Origin of the sequence: Klebsiella sp. 2019SCSN059 (genome assembly GCF_021739525.1) — a bacterium.
GTDB lineage: Bacteria > Pseudomonadota > Gammaproteobacteria > Enterobacterales > Enterobacteriaceae > Klebsiella > Klebsiella quasipneumoniae.
The window spans coordinates 23,589-43,973 of the sequence record NZ_JAKKOM010000028.1 but is presented as its reverse complement, the minus strand read 5'-3'; the positions used below and the strand labels follow the sequence as shown (position 1 = coordinate 43,973).

General features: G+C 46.1%; 15 protein-coding genes. 7 read left to right on the top strand and 8 right to left on the bottom strand.

The window, feature by feature from the left end; all coding sequences use genetic code 11:
- Positions 1 to 4: 4 nt before the first annotated feature.
- The 6 genes from L2I46_RS22490 to mobI are packed head-to-tail and all read right to left on the bottom strand — an operon-like array spanning position 5 to position 8,132.
- Positions 5 to 679 (bottom strand): DUF4400 domain-containing protein, encoded by a 675-nt coding sequence (locus tag L2I46_RS22490; RefSeq protein WP_024266292.1) that lies wholly within the window; start codon positions 677 to 679, stop codon positions 5 to 7.
- Positions 680 to 691: 12 nt separating this feature from the next.
- On the bottom strand, positions 692 to 1,789 hold the full coding sequence (locus L2I46_RS22485; protein ID WP_014839913.1) for a hypothetical protein: 1,098 nt from the start codon (positions 1,787 to 1,789) through the stop codon (positions 692 to 694).
- 2 nt (positions 1,790 to 1,791) lie between these two features.
- A complete protein-coding gene (gene traD, locus L2I46_RS22480) occupies positions 1,792 to 3,918 on the bottom strand; it encodes a conjugative transfer system coupling protein TraD (protein WP_014839912.1) in 2,127 nt (708 codons plus the stop codon).
- Positions 3,908 to 6,844, bottom strand: coding sequence for a TraI domain-containing protein (locus tag L2I46_RS22475; RefSeq protein ID WP_014839911.1), 2,937 nt, complete (start codon positions 6,842 to 6,844; stop codon positions 3,908 to 3,910). The genes traD and L2I46_RS22475 overlap by 11 nt, the downstream gene beginning before the upstream one ends.
- 14 nt (positions 6,845 to 6,858) lie before the next feature.
- Positions 6,859 to 7,668, bottom strand: a complete 810-nt coding sequence (locus L2I46_RS22470; RefSeq protein ID WP_014839910.1) for a hypothetical protein — start codon at positions 7,666 to 7,668, stop codon at positions 6,859 to 6,861.
- On the bottom strand, positions 7,668 to 8,132 hold the full coding sequence (gene mobI, locus L2I46_RS22465) for a conjugative transfer protein MobI(A/C) (protein ID WP_017900904.1): 465 nt from the start codon (positions 8,130 to 8,132) through the stop codon (positions 7,668 to 7,670). Before mobI ends, L2I46_RS22470 begins: the two co-directional genes overlap by 1 nt.
- A 608-nt stretch (positions 8,133 to 8,740) precedes the next feature.
- On the opposite strand from mobI, the gene L2I46_RS22460 reads away from it, so the two are divergent.
- From L2I46_RS22460 to L2I46_RS22435, 6 genes are all read left to right on the top strand, one after another.
- Positions 8,741 to 9,496, top strand: coding sequence for a hypothetical protein (locus L2I46_RS22460; protein WP_017900905.1), 756 nt, complete (start codon positions 8,741 to 8,743; stop codon positions 9,494 to 9,496).
- Between the two features lie 193 nt (positions 9,497 to 9,689).
- Positions 9,690 to 10,214, top strand: coding sequence for a hypothetical protein (locus tag L2I46_RS22455; RefSeq protein WP_017900906.1), 525 nt, complete (start codon positions 9,690 to 9,692; stop codon positions 10,212 to 10,214).
- Between the two features lie 16 nt (positions 10,215 to 10,230).
- The gene (locus L2I46_RS22450) at positions 10,231 to 10,773 is read left to right on the top strand and encodes a hypothetical protein (protein WP_024266295.1); all 543 of its coding nucleotides are present in this window, start codon (positions 10,231 to 10,233) and stop codon (positions 10,771 to 10,773) included.
- 372 nt (positions 10,774 to 11,145) lie between these two features.
- Positions 11,146 to 12,183 carry a conjugal transfer protein TraF gene (traF, locus tag L2I46_RS22445; RefSeq protein WP_017900908.1) on the top strand — a complete coding sequence of 346 codons (1,038 nt, stop codon included), beginning with the start codon at positions 11,146 to 11,148 and terminating at the stop codon, positions 12,181 to 12,183.
- Positions 12,173 to 13,582, top strand: a complete 1,410-nt coding sequence (locus L2I46_RS22440) for a conjugal transfer protein TraH (protein WP_017900909.1) — start codon at positions 12,173 to 12,175, stop codon at positions 13,580 to 13,582. The genes traF and L2I46_RS22440 overlap by 11 nt, the downstream gene beginning before the upstream one ends.
- Before the next feature lies 1 nt (position 13,583).
- On the top strand, positions 13,584 to 17,522 hold the full coding sequence (locus tag L2I46_RS22435; protein ID WP_025999309.1) for a conjugal transfer protein TraG N-terminal domain-containing protein: 3,939 nt from the start codon (positions 13,584 to 13,586) through the stop codon (positions 17,520 to 17,522).
- A 36-nt stretch (positions 17,523 to 17,558) separates the two neighbouring features.
- On the opposite strand, the gene L2I46_RS22430 is transcribed toward L2I46_RS22435, so the two are convergent.
- Both L2I46_RS22430 and L2I46_RS22425 read right to left on the bottom strand, forming a co-directional pair.
- Positions 17,559 to 18,887, bottom strand: coding sequence for an IS4 family transposase (locus L2I46_RS22430; RefSeq protein ID WP_017900911.1), 1,329 nt, complete (start codon positions 18,885 to 18,887; stop codon positions 17,559 to 17,561).
- A gap of 107 nt (positions 18,888 to 18,994) precedes the next feature.
- The gene (locus L2I46_RS22425; protein WP_017900912.1) at positions 18,995 to 19,282 is read right to left on the bottom strand and encodes a hypothetical protein; all 288 of its coding nucleotides are present in this window, start codon (positions 19,280 to 19,282) and stop codon (positions 18,995 to 18,997) included.
- A 268-nt stretch (positions 19,283 to 19,550) separates the two neighbouring features.
- Here L2I46_RS22425 and L2I46_RS22420 point away from each other — a divergent pair, with 268 nt between their 5' ends.
- Entirely contained in the window at positions 19,551 to 20,219 is a 669-nt protein-coding gene (locus L2I46_RS22420; RefSeq protein ID WP_024266297.1) for a DEAD/DEAH box helicase, read from the top strand.
- Positions 20,220 to 20,385: the final 166 nt, after the last annotated feature.

Sequence of the window (20,385 nt, the reverse complement as noted above, 5' to 3'; positions counted from 1 at the left end):
TTCCTCACATGAGTTTTTGGTAATGCGCAAGAAGCCGGTTAATGGCAATAGCAAGCAACGCCAGTGCAAGCGGCGGAAAATACTGTGTCAGCCCGTTAAATAAATTCAAATTAGGGATAACAAGATATGCAACTATCAATACACTGATTATCGACAGAGAACGGAACCAGAGGCGATAAAGCTGAATTGTAACATCGCCGAAAACAAATCTCTTCATTTTCCACTGGTAATAACCATCCAGTGCCAAAGCAATCATCAACGGCAGGAACGTGAAAAACCAGCCAACCAGCAAATACCAACGGTAAATTGCCTGATACGCCATTAACGGGACGTTTCGGGCGGCGTTGTAGTTCGGGCTCATGAATTTGTTTGCCGCAAGGTTCATCCCCCGCGCCGGTTTGGTTTTATCGTCCTCGGGTAATAGCCACTTATTCAGGTACCCTGTAAAATTTAATTCGACGAAAAAGTAATTAAACGTCTTTTCCGTTCTTCGCGTGACATCCTGCCATCTCTCCACATCCATAAGCAACTTGCTGGATTTCACCTCTGCGCTGATATCTTTATAAAGCTTATTGGTGTCTTCCAGGTAAACGTTAAACAGAAAATAAATCAACAGACCCAGCCCTAAACCGAACCGGATCATCGTCATTCTCTGCGCCGACATATCCTTTCCAGCCATTTTACACCTCTGTCAGTCAGTTTTATTTGTGAACAGCTCTGCCCAAAGGGCTGCCAGGCGAATATTGCTTTCTCTGTTGAGGTAGTGATTCTTCCAGCCATGAAGAATGCCCGAACACGCCAGGTCATCCGATGCGATTAACCGGGATATAAGTGAAAAAGTCACTTTCCTGCGGACATCTTCATTTATCCAGCGGACCTGTCCCGGGGTTGGCATGTATACGGTATCTTCTTCAACCGGCCGCAAGCGCGAGAACTGACTAAAGGGCTCCGCCCATGGCGTCCAGAGTGCGTGAAGAGTACCGTCATTAAAGCGGACGGGAAGAGTCAGCACCGAGGCGGAAAACTCATCAAGGAACGACTGAATAATACAGCTCTTGCGGTACATTGCTGGCTGGTGGCGGTTGCCCAGGATGGAAAGGTCGATAACACGGTTAAAAAGAGACGTGTATTCATCGTGTGGGTCGCTCAGGTTGTCACTCCAGAAAAGTAGCTTTTCTTTCAAACCGGATATCAGCGCATCCTCTTCGAAAATACCCAAATCGTGCTGGTGGATGTCAGGCACCTTACCGTGCCGCTTGCGCCGCATTACCTGGTATTCAACCTGTTCAGGTATATCAAGGAAAACGGGCAGGAAGCCTGCAATATCAATAAACTCAGGCAACAGGTACCAACCAAGACGCTCCGCATTAAGCTGGATAAATTCCATGCGTTCCTGATTATCATCAATCTGTACCTCAACTGTATGGCTCTTTGCCATGCAGGTATTCAACAGTTCTTTGAGCCACGCGGTGAATGGTCCCTGAGATACAGACCAGTTACTGACGATCTCTTGCTCATCGTGCGTAACGATAGTCACCTTATGACGGATAATAAAAAACTCAGACAGAGTGCGGGCCACTACGTCCAGACTATCAACTGTGTATTGTGCGTATACCTTGCTAATGTCACCAGTGAGCTTCCTGGCGTAGCGTGACAATATTTCCGGGAGACACTCATCGTCAACATTAATGCCATACTGTTTCAGTGTCTTATTTGCACGTGAAATATATTTGGGTTGCGAAGAGTTCATACCGAGCAAAGATGCTCTTGATACTCGTTTACATTCCATAGTCAGGCCACCTTCTGGGATTTGCTTAGTATTTCTTCAACGTCGAGATTACGTCTCAATTTAAGTTTGAAGGGCGATGTTGTGATCATATCAATGACAGTTGTGGTTCTACGCATTGATTTTCCCGGCACCGTAATAGGCATCTGGCCTACGATTTTTCGCCCGTCCTGTAAGCAGGCGATGAAATGCAGGGTCGGTATCATTGACAGTAATTCCTGCGGAATTGCACTCACCATTGTTGTGGACTTACGTTCGGAAATCGAGCCATTGAAATCTGTATGGGACTGTTTAGTGCCCGTGCTGGTGGTGTAAGTCACCTGGTTCATCGAAACATTAGCCTGGCCGACTTTAGTCAGGACAAGTTCCTGGGTCTTCGCGTCAGTAACTCGTGTGGAAATATAGTTGTTGCAAAGCCCCGTCAACCGGTCAGCGGTATCAGCGCTGGTGGCCGAGACAAAGTCTGAAATCGTCTGCGTAGAGATGAACAATGCGATCTTAGCCGCACGCCCCTGGGCAAGCAGGTTAATCATTTGCATATTAATGGCCTGATGGGCCTCATCGATAAAGATGGAAACCCTTGGCGCTGCGGACAAATCAGTCGCCGTGTTATAGCGGCTACCTGCCTCAGCGGCGATATCCGAAGTAATTAGCTGGGAAAGGTCCCGCGCAGTTGCCGGGTCAGACAGGCCATCCAGTGAAATATAGAGCACACCACCACTGTTAAAAAGGCCATGGCTGTTAACGATGTTTCGATTAGGGTTCTCGACATCGTTCGCCGAAAGCAATATATCCATAGGAGTCTGGGATAATCGCTTAAGCATTGGCATAAGGCTGGCTGTAATTTTGTAATAGTGAGATTCATCACCGGTTACGTATTTGAAACATTCCAGAACCGTATCCATACCATGCATAACTTTGGGGGTGTTATCTTCAAAGTAGTTGCTGAAGAAATAGTTCTTCAGCAGTTCAATTTCGTCCGCAAGAGGAAGATTGGGGGAAACCTGAACCGTTAAATGCCATTCCGGCCCGAGATGGTAAATATAAAAACCCCGTAGCGCATTTCGGGTGGTAACGACCAGGTCCTGTTTTGAGCGGATTGCATAGTAAATATTCTGGATAGTTGGTTTTGTACCAGCCAGCTTCAACGCACCAATAGCTGTTGTAACAAGCCCCTCTGCGATACGTAAGAACGGGTCTTCACCACCTTCGGTACCAGCAATGATGCTCATAATACGGGCCGAGAGGTCTGTATCCTTAACATAGTTAGCGCTGACATCGTAAGAAATAGACCTGGACGGACTACCTGCGTGGAAATGTAGGAAAGGCTTACAAAGGCTTTCACATTCTTCCTGTAACCCGTCCTGCCACTGGTAATCGTTTTTAGGGTCCACTACGAGGACGATGTGCCCAAGATGAAGCATAGAACTGGAAAGAAGACGCTGGAGAACCGTTTTCCCTGTCCCTACGTTTCCTGTGATAAGGGTATGACCAAAGAAATTTTCTTCATTGACGAAAATCGGCACCTTCTTATCAACACCAAAAATTGAATAATTCCCACCAAGTTCAGTCGCAAGTTTTCGATAGTGGCGAGTAACAGGATTCAGAATAAAAGGTAACTGAACCTCATGCATATCACTGGAAAGGTTGTGTACCTGATAGGTACGTTCAGAGTGTTCAGGTCCCCATTTGAAGCCATTACACAAAAAAGTAGTACGCTGGGGGATCTCGACTTTTTCTTTTTTACGGAAGAGCTTGTTAACCAGTTTTTTAGAGGGGGCTCCTCCAGACGCCTGAAAACCGACCAGTTTCTGGTACTTTCGGTCATCTGCAAAAAATTGAGCGTTATTAATCATCCGGAAGTCTTCCAGCGACAAAAAATCTATCGTGCGATGAAATAAACGCCAGTGCGCTCTAAAGATAGGCACACCATTCCATAACCTCCAGCAAGCCATAGCGATTAAACCAAGAGAGCAATAGAAGGGGATTTCACTGATTCCGTTCTTGCTGGTCCAGGAGTCGATAAGGACATAGATAGAAAATAGTATCAGGAGTACCGCTGAACGAAATTCAAGGGCAGGGCGGTAAAGCATTTCCTGAGTATGCAGATTGTTTCGGCTTCTACGTTTCATTGCTTATGTCCTGATGGTTAAAAAACGAAATAAATTCTTCGTAAAAAATGTTATTGCGCAAAGCGCCTTGTTGAAGATCATCAAGGCGGATCATGTAGTGCCGTATTGCTTGTCCTATCGTTATCTTTAACGCGGCAACCGGGAAATTAGCCAACGCTAGATTTAACTGACGAATTTCATCCTGACTGAGCCCCCAGGATACTGCATCATCTAAAATTCTAAAACGGAGACAAAAATTGATATCAGTGACCAATACGACCCGTTGCAATGCTCTTATATGCGCTGAATTATTGTTGTTCTTCACTCGATTCAGGAGATTTATAATCGTATCGATATCGGAGAGAAGTGTTTCGCTGTTACTGATGTCAGCCTGCTCCGGAACTGATGGCGTAAGAGATTTTGACTGCTCAAGGTCGTGTGCAATGACGACAGCCGGATCAGTGACGATTTGACTCTGACGGGCAAATAACGCTTCAAAATCGCTGTTAATGTCCCTGATACCTTCATCTGAATCTGCCTCCACATCCTCCGGAGATTGTTCGGTATCCGAGGCAAAATTATCAGGCGTACTCTCAGAAAGTAACTTTTTGTCCTGCGTTACATCAACATCAACATCAACATCAACATCAATGTTGTCACGGGTTTGGTTTATCGCACCAGATTCACTATAACCAAAATTATCACCATGAGAATACGATGAGTAATCATCCCAATACTGTTCAACATCCTCTTCCTGAACATCGGGATATTCGGTTGGAGGTATGCCATTCGGTTCGTGTTCAGCGTGGTCCAGTTCAGGTGCTTCCTCTTCGTAACGTTCAGGAGGGAGCGGCTCAGGATTCACCATAACCAGTGGCGGCGGGAAAGAGAAAGACAACATTTCATTTTCGGACTTCACACCACCAAATAAATCAGCAGAAAGCAATGGCAGCATCTCAACCTCTTTAATATCAGGTTGATGGCGTAACTGAACAAGCGATACTTCGTCAATTAACTGGACATATCGTTTTCCGTCGTTGCACGGGATGCTAAATTCTTCATCGAGACTTCCTGAACGTAATGAAAGTACAAAGAGACCGGACCCCATTAAGCGTGGTTCATCAAGCGGTGCAATAGAGCGAATATGGTGCTCTGACACATACAAGACCCCATCGATTAAAACCAGATCATTTGCATTAATTGCATTATTGTTGAACTGGTGCTGGAGTCTGGATATGTACTCGCCAGGACTTATTTCTTCTTTTTTACGGCGTTTTTTAGCGGTTTTCCTGGTATCGGATTCATTTGTTTTACATTCTGGTTCATCTGAGTTCAGTGCCGTTTCTTGAGTACTTTCCGGTTCCTGTTTCGGTTGATTCTCATCAGCTGTCGCCTCGGTTTCTTCAACATCAGCAGTGTTATCAGAATCTAAAACAGCACTGTTACTATCCTCTACAGGATGTTTATCAGCGTTTAAAACTGGAGCATTATCAGATGACTGATTTACGCCAAGGCGAATTGATTTTGATCCATGTGAAAGAGGGCGTGCATAGAGCGTGTCATGCCCTTTGCGGTCAACAAAAACATAGTCGTTCGTGTCGTTAATGCTGAAAATGCCTGGCGTACTTTCTGGCAGGATATCGTATTTAAACAGGAAGCCTACCCATTTAATTTTTAAAAGAGAGAACCAGCTGAGGCCTTTGATTCCCTCATCAAACATTCTTTGAATGTCCGTTTCTGAAAAATCACCGCGATGGAAAAAGTGTGCTATCCGTTGTTCGCCGTAAGGCTCTATATAGCCGCCGGTTAACAGAAGGTCGGTTAAGGCTTTGCGACCAATTTCACCATCCGGGAAGTTAATTCTGAGGTGTTTAAACTGACCCAGAATGAAATCAAGGGCCGCATGTTCGTTGATGTAAACAGAGCCCCCAATAATCATAATATGGACCGGAGGCGGCGAGTTTTTATCAAAGCGTTCAGACGATGAATCAAATCCATTGATATTAAGAATACTAATATTGTCTTTCAGAATCGCGACGGCTCGGGCAGCTGTATCGGATGCCCGGATACCGGATTGTTTATCATACCGATAGCTGGTATCGGTGCCGGTAGAATGCCAGTCAGCCGTTCTCATACAGCGCGAAATAAAATCATCACTGGTTGTATAATTACCTAATGCCGCCAGCATTTTATCGTACAAACGCTCTTTGACAACGTCACTTAAATAATTAAGACACGTATCGTTTAAACAGCGTTCTAGGAATACAGGTGCCCGTACAGAATGCTCGTTAGCCAGCCTTTTACGCCAGATAACCTCATAGGACAGAATACGGTTTGCATTGGCCCAATCCATTAAACTGGACGACAGAGGGCGCCACGTACTGTTAACCCCCGGGGTGGATGAAATAACGTCCACATCAAATATCTTACCTGCATCATGAAACAGGCCGCAAATAAAGGCCGCATAAAGGTAACGACGTTTTCGTATCTGCTCTTCATCCTGTAAACCAATGGGGCGTAATTCAGTACTGTAGGCAAATTTTAAAGCCAGAAAAGCAGTTTCTAAACTATGCGTTAACAGGCCACCGGTGCCAGCATGGTGATGATTTTCAGACGCAGGTAAAAGGTGAATCCAGCGCGTAAATTCCATCAATGGCTTAATAACCAGATTCGTTAAAGTATAGGCATCCTCACTCAGGTCTGAATTAGGCAAACCGATATACATATTGATTTCCTGTAACCGGTTTGCATGGACGGATAAGATTTCACGCTCTGAAAAGAGTGTTATACCCGTAGGCTTGCTGGGATAGTCAAGATAGCTTTGCACGTCCTTGTTAGGCGTGTGTGGGATATCATACTCATCATCAGTATCATAGATACTGTCGTAGTCATGCCCTCCTGAGAGGGCGACCCTGATTTTATAAAAAAGCCTGGATATAATACTCATATCAACCTGTGAGTTTATTGAACCTGAACGGGAGTGACAGAAGTCTCGGCTTTATCAGCTGTCTTACTCTGGACTACCGGAACGGGAGTGACAGTATTCTCGGCCTTATCAGCTGTCTTACTCTGGACTACCGTTTCTTCTTTTTTTAACGCCTGCTCCGTCTCAGCATCGGGTTTTGGTTCGAGGCTCGCAATATACAGTTCGACGGATTTAAACCGCTTAATGCTTTGAATGAATGGCAATGCATCATATTTACCATTCACGCGATTTTCTGCGTTCAGTATTTTACTGATGCTATCCATGGCGACACGAAGGGAGCTCAGGAGTTGCAGGATAATACGGTCGTGGATCTGTTGAGATATCTGACCATATAACCACAGCTGGTGCGCCTGGCGAGTCAGTACGTTGATGGTCTGGATAATGTTCAGCAATTTATAGGTTAATGGGTGATTCCAGCGAATCTCAAATTCTTCATAGTCAAATCCATCGAATGATGAATCTTCGATGGGGAGTTTGGAGACATTTTTGTCAATCTGATCTTTGTACGTATTGACATTACCAGAAAGTTCGTCATAAACCCCGGAAAGCCATTTCTGAACTTTGGTGCTGGTTGCCTGATCACCTTCGACCAGCCGGAAGATATTATAAATAGCATTAGAAATGGCGTTGAACTGACGCAGGCAGGCTCTGTTTTTTTCATGGAAATGATTATAAAAATCACTGGAAAGTGGCTTTAATTTTGAAATGACCATCCCTAAAGGACGGTTGTTACCGGCGTTCCGTTGATTACGCTGTTCATTTTTAGGGGATACGTTGTCGACCATTATAATAACCTCTTCAGTTTTTCCAGTCTTTTGATGTCGGCTAGCTTTCGTTGATGACATTCCGTAAGCAGTTCACGGATCGGTTTAATTTTGTTTTCTGTCTCCTGGATCATCTCCAGTTCCCAGTCTAACGCTTTTTTAAAACAACTAACGCTGTAGCCTCCCAGCTTCGGTTTAACAACAACCCCATAATGTTCAACTTTGTTTTTGAACCTGGGCGAAAAATCCTTCCAGACAATAGTCAGTTTTTGCGATGAACCGACCTTTTGTAACACTGGCGCGTATCTGCCGGGAATAAATCTCCCGCCATTTGCATACGTGTTTTGTGATATCAACTGGTTTCGCGCCTTCCAGGCGGCCCAATATCCATCCAAAACCTTTGAAGCTTCCAGCTTCAGTAACTCGATGTATCGTACCGAGTTCGCGATAACGGTTTCCTGATGATTGGTAATTATCGGGTTCATATCTACTCCTCCAGACAAACAGGCTACAGGAGTTCAAAAAAATTTTTCAGGAATAACAAGGGTGATTTTATTTTTTTTTAACTTTTTTCTGCGGGCACACTGCCACGGCTAAAAAAGTGACTTTTACGTGTTGAGACGAATATCGCCTACAAGCCGGGCACCGTGAGCCCACTGAGTGAACAGAGAACCTTACTCCGGAGGGGGGGGTACCAGAAAAGTAACTTTTTTCGAATCTGGAATAGTTACCCTTATACATAAGTGACTATTTTGGGAAAATTCACACATGACGAAACCTGGAAAATCACAGCCCATTGGTCACTATTTTGGTAAAATTCACAAATGACGTTTTTTTCCCATTGGTGAATTTTTTTAAAAAAAGCAGCAATGAAAGATGATGGTTTGCGCCAGTTTTGGCATAAAAGTGTCTAATGATATACGTGAAAAAATCGATGATCTAACACGAGGTACTAAAATGCAGATAGTGCTTTATAATATTTGTGAATAACTTTTTCTACACCCTGCCGGGGTTGCTGTGATATAATAAAAGCCCCTTTGACGCGCAGAAGTAGCGCAGTAAGATATCGACTCAAAAGTGTCCTGGAGAACGTATGGACGTACAACAAAACGTACAGACTGACTCGGTCATTAAAGCGTTTCTCCGTTCGGAGTTACAGTTAATCCGGAGTCAGCAAAAGCTGCTCAGCGTGTTGCCTCGTGAACTCGCGTCGGATTATCGCTATATTCCCGATATCCTCCTAGGCCGTTTTTTCCATCCATCTACAGATACTCGTCTTAATCGAATTGCACAATCAGAGGCACGGCCCGGGAGTCTGTTAATTCCGCGTGTAAACGGAAAACCTGTTTTATGGAGCGAGTTGATCAAATTGATCCTGGATGACTCGCATTACCTGAAGTTTGATGCATACGGGCGACCATTTGACAGTTCAGAGCTGAAACCCAATGCCCCGTGCGAATTAATAAGCGGGAAAAGTTATGTCTACAAACCTGTCGACCTTGAGTTATTCCGGAAAAATATTGTCTCTATACAGATGAACTTCCTCGTTAATCTGTGGAATCTCGCCAGATTTAAACCTGCTTTTGTCCAGTCCTATTTAGCCCTGTCAAATGATGCATTTCAGATGTTGGTTGAAACAGAAATGTCTGCATTCGTTGAGGTCACGAATGTGATCTTCTTTCCCCGGTTTATAACCTATGATACCGGTCGACGTGGTTCCAAAGTTTATGCGTGGGGGTACGAGATACTGGCTGATCTGCTTGAGGGATTTATACCCAGAGAAAATATGGAAAACTTACGGGTAGAGTTCACTCTGAAAGAGTCGTATGAGAAGTTAAAGAAATTTTAGTATCACAGTGGGTTTATATTGACTCACCACTGTCAGTCAGGATTGCGACAGAGTGATTATGGTTCATACAGGATAACGAATACACGACCCCGAACGAATTTAGTTAAAAAGTTACTTTTCAGAACCACACGCAGTCATTTTTTCAGCCGGTCGTCTGACCCGGTACCGGGTCACGTTAAGGAGAATACGGATAATGGTTTTAAAAAAGAGTGAGGTAAGCCAGCTGGATAGCCTGGCAAAAGCCATCAGGTTACTGGAATATGATGCTAACAAATATACGATAACGCATTTGTATGGCCGTAAAGTTGCTGACAGACTGGAGTATCGCAAAGGAGTGAATACCAGATCAGGAGTAGGGTCGTGGCTTGGTGAAAAATCTGCGATGCTGCTCTCTAACGTTGTTGTGAACAATGCAATACATATTTTCGGATATGAACCTCAAAACCCTACAGAATCCACAAAAGAAATGGATTTTAATGCACTGGTTGATTTGTTAATACAGACAGGATATTCGCCAGAATACTACCCGCTCCAGGTTAACAGGATAGTTCAGGTTCTCAACGGGATGAGTGAGGCGGATTATAAAGACTACTGTCTGGTCTGCAAAAAACCCTTCATTCATGCGCCGGATAAATATGACTCCTGTCCGACATGCAGCGCAAAAAAATGCAAAGTAGCAATTATGCGTTATTCGCAGCCCGTTGTTCCCTTTGAATAAAAGACATTCATCACTCATGGAAAATCAACTTTTACACACCGCAAGCACTATCTGTCATATCGCGTTTGCATCAACAGGAATAACGACGCCTTCAGATGAACAAGGATTTTTTCATCTTTCAGACTCGATCCATCACCGGTTGCGTACGATTTCGCCCGACCTGAATGTCCGTTGTGCTTCTTATTTATTCCTGCCGGTCATCCATACAGAGTTAAAAACAGATGACCTCAAAAACCATTTTCCTGATTGCATCTTGCAGCTCGTTCAGGAGCTGACGCCGTTAAAAAGGGCCACCTGTCCATCCGGCAAGATCCGGTTTGAAAAAGAACTTGATGCCATGTTTTCGGCCAGTTCGGAAGCGGTCAGCATTCGTCTGGCCGAATATCTTTCGGGACCTTCCCGTTTTCTCCGGATGATAAAAAATCCGGACCGTAAGGCCCGTATAGAGAAAATCCTTGCATCCAGAAACTGTAATTTATCTCACCAGTTGATGCTGTTGATACAGGCGGAAGAAACAGTGTCCAGATTTAAATCCCCGGGCAAAGTCAGGAAAGATTAACCGCATTCTTTCTGCATTTAAATTTCATCAACGGCCACATCCTGGGGTAGACCTTTCAGGCAGAAAAAGGTCATCGCTTTCGCGTTCATGGTCGATTTTTGTATACCTGCCTGTTTTTTTTGCTTTGAAAAAGCACTCCTTCATTCACCATACGGTTTTCCCTTTGAAGGTCAGCAGGAATACTCACCTGTCAGGCTAATACATTACCAGCAGCGTCTGTCTCCGGTTCGCCAGACGCGGATATGTTGCGCCATTGTTCGGCCTGAAACAGCCCGTGAGAAAAATTTCAGATTTCGCACAGAACACCTTCCTTATTGAAGAAAACGAATTTTTTTTTATGGGATGATAATGCTAACCATCGAGGGGTAGCATATGCAGATCATAAAAACTTTCTTCCTTAAAACAGCCATTAGTTCGTTGCTGGTGCTTTCCACTATGAGCATGGCTGAAACACAGTATGTCGGGAATACACCTTTTGTTTCCGGCCAGGCACTGAAAAAAGGTTTCTTCTGGTATAACGATAAAGAGCCGGTTGAGGATGAAGAAGAACAACCGCAACAGCCTTTAACGGGTTCGCCGTCTCAGGACAAGAATGAAGAACTTAAGCTGGATTCCCGGTGGCTGAAAGAAAACCTGCTTAATCTCCGTTATGCAGCAATGGATAACCCGACAGACGAAAACCTGTCCCGTTATTATACTGCGCAACGTTTAATGCTTGATATTGCCACCCGTTTCTCTGACCGTACCCGGGATTATTTCATCAGTAATCCGATGATGTCAGAAAAGAGACGCCAGCCGACTGAAACAGTTGCTTTAAATGCACACCGGGCCGGTCTTGAAGATAAGCAGCAAAAAGCACTGACCTCCATTTTCCAGAAGGGCGGGTTGTTTTTCTTTTTCCAGAGCACCTGCCAGTACTGTCATGAACAAAGCCAGATTCTTAATTTCATGCAGAATTATTATCACGTTGACATTATGCCGGTGAGTATCGACGGACGTCCTCTCCATAATGGTTTATTTCCCCGCTATGGCAGGGCAACGATGGATATGATTAAACGGTATGCCATTACTGAAGTTCCTACTGTTTATCTCATGTCTAATGATGGCTCTCAGGCGACACGTGTCAGTACCGGTCTTGTTTCCGCAGACGAACTTAAAAATACGATTATTCTTGCGGCCAGAGGAATGAACCTCCTCGATGAGGCCACATTCCAGAATACGCTCGACATTAAGAAGCAATATGCGATTGGCGACAGAGACGTCCTGACCGTGAACAAAGTTAGCTATGAACAGGACCCTTATCTGCTTCAGAACTTAATGGATAAAAAACTCGGTGAGTACGACATGCCTACAACCGATCGGGTAGATGCCCGTTTCTCAGAAAATGAAGGGGGCTTTAGTGGCTACTAATTTTCCAAAAGTAACTTTCCTGAAAAAGTTACTTTTATCGGCCATTTTTTTTGGGGCTTACTCAATGCAGCAGGTCCATGCTGCCAACGTCATGGAAGGCATATTCACAGGTATGGTTGCATCAACTGATCCCGGTTCAGTCAGAACGGCGTCACGTGTCGGAGCTGTGGGCGGCAGCTTCTCATACCGCCAGCCTCAGGTGAATACCAACCTCGTCAACGTCAGTTTCCCGAAAGCCAGCGTCGGGTGTAACGGTATTGATATTTTCCTCGGCAGTTTCAGCATGATCAACGGTGATCAGCTTGTACAGATTGGACGCGGTATCGCACAGGGCTCAGCGGTATATGCTTTTAACACCGCAGTTTCTGCTATCTGCGCCGACTGTGCAGCGATTATCGCGAACATTCAGGACAAGCTCGCTGCGCTGAACAAATTTGCCAAAGACAGCTGTAACGCGACCTATGAGTTTTTGCAAAACGGACTGGGCACTCCTCAGGAGTTTACTGAGAAAATCGGGCTCGGTGGCGGCGCTGTTGACTCCATGGTATCAGGTATATTCCCGGATTTTGGTAGCACCATGAGTCAGCCTGCGAGTGAAGTAAACAAAAAGAACTATGCAAAAGATCCTGATGCATTTAAGGAAAAATACGCCGGTAATATTGTTTACCAGGGATTCATGAGCATTGATAACGGCAATATAAATGTAGGGGGCGTGACTGAACTAACAGGTTACAAATTGGCCGAACAAATAATGTCACTTACAGGAACACTTATCGTCAGCTGGGATAGTAATGGGGAAAATTCTGCGATAACACCCGTCCCGCCTACGATGAAAGCGGCTGATTTCATAAAGGGGACAGGAACAGGAAATGTTAAGTTAAATGTTTGTAACCCAACTCCTGATTTACGCAGTAACAGGAAAGCACAGTGTCTTGAAATGCGTCAGGAGTCTATTCAATTCAAAGGACTGTCTGAAACCATTATTGAGACATTGCTCGAAGTTCAGCGGGCTGTCAGGAATGACACTGAGTTGACGCAGGACCAACGTAAACTTATCAGCATGTTAGGTGTTAATAACATCATTCCTACGCTTCAGACCTTGTCAGCTGCTGAGGGTGTTCAATACATCAAAGATATCAGCACGATCGCGGCAAAAAATTTCACGATAGAGTTGCTGAGTAGTGTACAGAATAAAATGACAAATATGACTTTGCCTTCAGAGGCGATGACATCGTTTAAGGACCAACTAGACAAAATAAACCAGACCTTCAGAAATCAGATCCGCAGCGCTTCAGAAGTACAGTCTATCCAGAATACTGAGGAAAAAACGGTTCTGGCCTACTGGGATATGGCATTCATTAAAAAACGCACCTATGGCGATAGCGGGAACGGGGGCTGATATGGATAATTTCACGATATACACCATTAGTGAGATTGATTTCGTCTATACGGCATTCAACGGGATCGCACTGATTTTTTCCTCTCATGGTTCCAATGAATGGATCAGATTTGCTGCTTATGCTGCCACTATTGGACTCTTCTATAAATCAATGAAGTGGGTACTGGCTCCGAATAAAACGGATGTCCCAATATTCTCATGGATAATGGGCCTGTTGTTCTATTCCATTGCCGTCATTAAAGCCGATGTCACGCTGGAATCGGTGAAAACAGGCGAGGTCAGAAATATCGATGATGTCCCGCTATTTATTGCTGCCTCGGGCGAGCTCACTACCGGGTTATTACATGGCCTGATTACAGACTGGCGGGCAGCGTTTGACCCGCTTACCCCGGTAGGACAGGTCAGTGACACGCTGGATGACAGCCTGACACTGGGCCCTATGACCAAAATGGTCAGATATATGGAGTGGGGCGGGGAGTCGAGCGGGTTCTGTCAGGCATTCCCGAATACGATGAGCGGAAGCGAAAAACCTGTCACTTTTGATGTCTGCAGAATCATACAGTCTATTGCACGCGATTGTATTAAAACGACCCAAGACTCAGAGGTTCAGACACCACTAAGAGGGGTGGCGTTAAATGAAATCTATGCCACTGATCTTGCGTCTGTAATGAACGTGATGGATTCAATGACTGCCAACAGCCTCAAGACAGCAAGCGTCCCAATGGTGACATCTACAGGTTTGCAGTATGCGTCCTGTACGGATGCCTGGGCGGCGGTTAAAGCCGCATTCGACTCTCCTCAGGGCGCGTCTATTATGCGTAATCTGGGTCAGATGAATCAGTTTGTCGCACCGCAGCAAGAGGATAGTGGCCAACAAACTGATTTTATCGGTGGTGCAGCCACCACGCTTTTTGGAAGTGCCGGTCAGGCTCACAATATTACTACTGCTGCATTTGTACTCAACCAAATAGATAAAGGTGTGCTGCAGTATCGCAAGTCATTGGGTATAGCGGCTGACTACCAGCTTTTCGAAGCGAGCATGAAACGAACCAACGCCATGGTCAGTCAGGGGCAACTCTGGCTGAACATCTCAGGCGCTGCAATATCGTTCCTAGAAATGTTCAGCTACATGGTTGCACCATTTGCCCTGATTGCGATCCTCTTCCTGGGAGGTGAAGGCATAACTTCAGCTGCAAAATACCTTCAACTGATAGTCTTCGTTAACATGTGGCCGATAACAGCGGTCATGGTCAATGCATACGTAAAAATGGTATTAAATCAGCAGTTTGACACATGGTCATCGCTGGGTGTACAGACCACGATGAACTGGGCAAATATGGGGAGTATTCAGGAGACGTACGGGAGCTACCTGTCTGTAGCTTCAGCGCTGTATTGCATGGTGCCAATGCTGACGCTGTTCCTGTTGACCACCAGCATTCATCCTATGATGGGAGCGTTGAAAAATGTCACGCCGGATGCTCCTGCCAATACTGGCCATGTCACACCAGAAGTGTGGTCGGCGGGTAATGCGGGTAAACAGTCCTTTGGTGACCAGACACACACCGCAGCCACTTCAACCGGTGGCGGTATGTCATCAGGCGGGCTTCTGAATTCTCCGACCAGGATGATGCCGACGCTTGGCCTCGGTTCAGCCCTTCAGGATACTGTATCTGCATCAGGTAAAAATGAAATTGGGACTACAAGACAATCAACTAGGACCGCTTCACAGGCTTTAAACGAAGCCTGGGCCAACGCGTCACAGGGAAACCGGACACAGACCGGATCAAGCACAACTCAGGGTGGAATGAAACTGCTTCAGGATATTGGTACAGCTTTAAGCAATGGGGTTGGAAGCGATGTAGGATTATCCGTTGATGCTAAAGAAGCTAAATCATTCCAGGCAGTATTTGGAGGTGGGGCTGACATATCTCTTGGCTTAGGTGGCGGAGGTAAGGGTGGAAGTACCGGTACCGGTGGCAGTCTCCTTGGAAAAATGATTAATGCAGCTGGCGGATTACAAGCATCTATACAAGGGCGAATTATGAATGACTCGGGTTTAACCGATAGTCAGAAAAAAGCCTATACCGACAGTCTGAATAACTTATTTAAAGACGGCAGTTCGTTTGCCAAAGATATCGCTAAATTCGAAGCAAACAGTATTCAGAACGGATTTACTGATTCAGATAGTTATCAGAAAGTTGCGCAACAGATGCAACAATATGCTCAGTCTATCAGTAATTCTGAAACTAATGCGTTCAGTAAAACTGGTGGTCAGGCTTCTCAGCTTTCAATGAGCAGCAGCCTCAACATCGACGGAGGAGTGCTGTCTGACACGATGAGCAAACCTGCCACCGAGAAATCTGTTGGCGACTTTTGGGCGTCACTTGGCGGAAACCGCGAAGCTGCAGTTGCAGAATGGAAATCCATGAAGGATACATTGAACGGTAGCAATACACTGGGAGACACTAAGAATGGTAATGATGCATTTGTTAAACAAATGTTTAACAAAGCAGATGAGTTGACCAAGATGGGCTCCGGTGAAACAGTGGCTCAAAATCTTGGTGACATTCAGCAAACATCGCAAATGTTTAAGAATGCGATAAGTATGATGGGAGCTAATGCTGGGATTCTTGCTCCAGCAGCTGAAAAACTGGATCAGTTCGTTGGTCTCGGTAGCGGAGGCAACTATGCCAGCCACCAGGAGCAAACGCAGAAAGCCCCTGATACTTCTGCTGTACCGGGAGCTGGCGACATTTCAGGCAACTTCAATAATCAGCGCAGTCAGGTTACAGGTGGACTAGGCGCACGCCAGGACGCAGCGAAAGCACAGCCTGGTACAACTATCGGGGGTATGTCAGCACAATCTCTCAAAGAAGATGATGCGAAACAGTTTATCGCTAATCGGTCTGGTGAGAATGAGGGCAGGATCCTTTCTACAAGTCAGAGAGAATCGCTTGACAATGTCCGGGAGCAATTGCCTGAGAGCAATCAAAAAGGAACCCTCGAAAAAGCTCTTCAGACAGCTGATAAAGACTCCCTGCCGGTAAAAATCGCCGGTGGCGTTCAGTCTATAATACTGGGTGATGCAGAGTCAGTAGATTACGACTCAGCAACACAACAAACAATGAGTAATTTGCAATCAAGAGAACCGCCAAAAAATGCTGAATCATTCCTTCCTTCTGGAGATAAAACAGAGGATGCTAAAGCTACATTAACCCAGGCGGCATTGCATAGCGAAAATGCCCGACATCAGACTGGCGAGGCCAGAGAGAAAAGCCTCGCCCAGAGTGAAGCCTATCGCGAGTCATATAACAATTTAACCGGTGAAAATCTGACAACGTCTGATGTGTCTCGTGTTGCTCGATTAGGCGCAGACGGAAAAAACAATGGATTTGAAAATGGGTTATCAGATGTCGTTAAATCCGTTGTCAGTGGTTCGGGAACGACAGGTGCGCGTCCTGCCACCGGTACAGCTGATTATAATCTGGGTGAAGGCATACGTGATAACAATGGGCATGCGCCAGGGATAATGAACAAAATTGGAGCGGCGGCTGAGAAGGTGGTCGATAATTCACCAGTTTCGCAGCGACTCTTAACTGGAGCTGGTTCGGATCGTCATGTTGCTGATTCAATGAAAATCGGTAGTGGGCCTTCTCAGGCAACACTCATAGGTAATATGGCTAATAACATTCAACTGGAACAGACAATCGCTAGCGCACAAAGCAGTCCAGGTATTACGGAAGATAAATTCAACAGGATGTCAGATCAGAGTCAACAGATGATGAGTAATGTACAACGCCGTTTATCTGATGACCCTAGATATGGACCTGAGGTAGCCGCAGAGTATCCCCAATTTGTAGGTAGCTTACCTGGAAATCTGAGCGAAACGGAGTCATCTGATAGGGCAAAACAGTTTCTTGATAAGCATCGAAAATCTTAAATAAAAAAGGCCAGCAAATGCTGTAATGCCAGTCAGTTAAGCAACTGACTGGCCCTTTTTCGGGGCCGTGGGGTATCTCCATGGCCTTTCCTTTACCACTCTCGGGAAGGCCCTTTCTCTTCTTGTCGGTAATTTTACCAGTTGCCCCATGCTTTCAAGATCGCGCATCAGCTCCGGGAGACGCCCTGGTGAAGCGCCCTGAAGAGTCATCAACATTCTCATGACCATGCCACATGATTCTGAGAAGCTCAGCTGATTCGGCCAGTATCCTTTCAGATGCCCGGCCATTTTAATCATCTGATATCTCACCAGATTATAAGCCAGTAAGACGCCCCACAGTTCCTGCTCCACAAGCTCCGGCTTTTTACTTCTTAGCGTCAGCCTGCTCAGTTGCATCGTCTGTTTTATCTCCCGGTATCCCAGTTCAATTTCCCAGCGATGGCTGTACAGATCTGCCATTTCCCCACCGGGGTAACGCATGGCATCCGTCATTGACGTCAGCAGATGGCAGACTTTACCTTTGCGCGTCACGCTCAACAGCCGGGCTGTCATCTCATCTCCCAGACCCGGCCATTTTTTTCGTGCCTGTGGACTGGTTTTCAGCTTCACCAGATGGTCGCCCTTACCCAGCTTTCTGACCTCTTCGTACTGCGCACCCTTTCTGAGCGGGATCATCCAGTGGCGGTGCTCTCCCGCCTGGCTCCATGCATTCAGCAGCCCCAGGGAGTAATAACCTTTATCCATTAACGTCAGGGTGTTATCGCCGGTCTGCTCTATCAGTTGCTCCGCGAGCTCATTTTCGCTGTTTTTCATCGTGCCGAAGGCCGCTGCCGTCAGCAGATGGCTGGTCAGCTCCATCTGACAGACCATTTTTACCTGAGGATAAAGTGCCGGGTTTCCGCCATGCGTCTGGCGGGGGAAAGCTTTATCATTTTCTGGCGTGTCCGGTGTTCGCCAGAAAACACCATCAATGGCCAGCAGGGTCAGACCGCACCAGTGCGGATGCGGCGTGGCGTTATGCCAGAGCTGCGCTGTTTGCGTGAACACGCGGCGTACGGCCTCGCTTCCCAGCCGCTGGCGGGCCTGGATCACGGCGCTGGGTGCAACGAACGGACGATTGCCGGGTAACATGATATCCAGCCGGTTAACGATCTGATGAAGCGGCTCCTTGCGCTCAAGTGCCATACCGACAATGCACCAGACCATCATTTCCAGAGGAAGGCGCCGTTTGCGTAACGTGACAGTGCCGGACTCTTCAAGGCAGCGGGAAATCAGTTCCGGGTCAAGATAATCGCCCAGAGAAGCCAGAGGGTTACGCAGAGAATCGTAACGGGATACCAGATCAAGAGCCTGTCCAATGTGCATAAAAAAATCCGGAAAAGGGTGAGCATTTCCGGATTTTTACACAGCCACTGGATCGATCAACCGATCCTTAACTGATCGGCATTACAGCAAATGCTGGCCTTATAAATTCACTTATCATCCGGGCTAAAGATTTCTTCATTCCTTTTCATGTTGTAATTGTATTCATTAGAGCGCGGATCGGACATATCCCAATGACGAATTCTAAACGAGTCCGGGAGAGAGGCCTGGGAAGAAATTACTGAATTTTCAGAACTCTGTTCTGATTTAGCTGTACTCCGAAAGAGCGGATGCTTACGACCAACAGTGATGTAGCGGTAAACAAGCACTGCCAGGCAAAAGACATAGAAGAGCTCTTTGAAGTCGGCAAGGTCAAAACCAAACAGTTCGTACATCATTGGGTAGCCCTCTATTCATTCACAATTGATTAGATTATAAACTATTTAACCTCACCTCCAACCCCCTATTTTCAACACACCCGAATGGAGCCTCAACTCAAAAAGGGGGCTTTACAGGGCATAGTTCATAGTGTAACCGTGTGATACACAGCTGTTTCCGCTGTCCAGTATTCCGTCCACTGTAGAGAGGGCGCTGGCAAAACATTTTAAGGTCCCTTCCTGCTGGTGGCCTGGCAAGGTCTCTGTACAGATTCTGGCAGACCAGACAATGGACGTTGGCACTTATCTGCCCGACATTGAATCAGAACAGATTTGGGTAGGTTGCCCGTTACGGGTTCACCGGCGCTGTGATGAACCAATGTTCCGCATCAGTAATGATATTGCCTATGACGGGTTGATGGTCCACGGGAAAAAAACGACCCAGATGAATCTCCCGGAAAGTGGATGGCTGGATGTGAAGGGGAGGACCAGCGAGGGGAACTGGGTAAAAGAGGAAGGGACGGCAGTAGAAAAGTTACTTTTGGATTTGCGTCATCAGTATTCGCTCACGGCTGACAACGTGTTTTTGATTTCGCCATTCCGGGACTGTGCAAAACGACTTGCCGATATAGCGAAGAAATTGCAGTTCAGCAGGGATAAAACGGGCACTGTACACAAAACACAGGGAAAAGAAGCTACGGTGGTTATCCTCGTGCTGGGAGGCAACATACAGAATCCCGGCGCTAAATCATGGGCAGCGGGCACACCCAATCTTCTGAACGTCGCGGTAAGCAGGGCAAAACAGCGAATTTACGTTATCGGGGAGCGGGGATTATGGGAGAAGCTACCCTATTTCTCAACACTGTCGCGGGCGCTGGGCGATCTAAAAGAACCGGTGATCGTCAATAACACGCCAGTGTCGTATCTGGAAGAGTATTTAACCACGGAATGGCGCTGATAAGCGCCATGCCTGTTAACACCTGAAACGGGCCATCGTACCGGCTCATAAACTTGATCACTATAATGCGGAAAGGTAACTACGGTATCGACTTTACCAGAATACACAGTACGGCGCATGTTAACCGGAACGGTAGCACCATATGGGCTGGCAGGATGAAGGATTT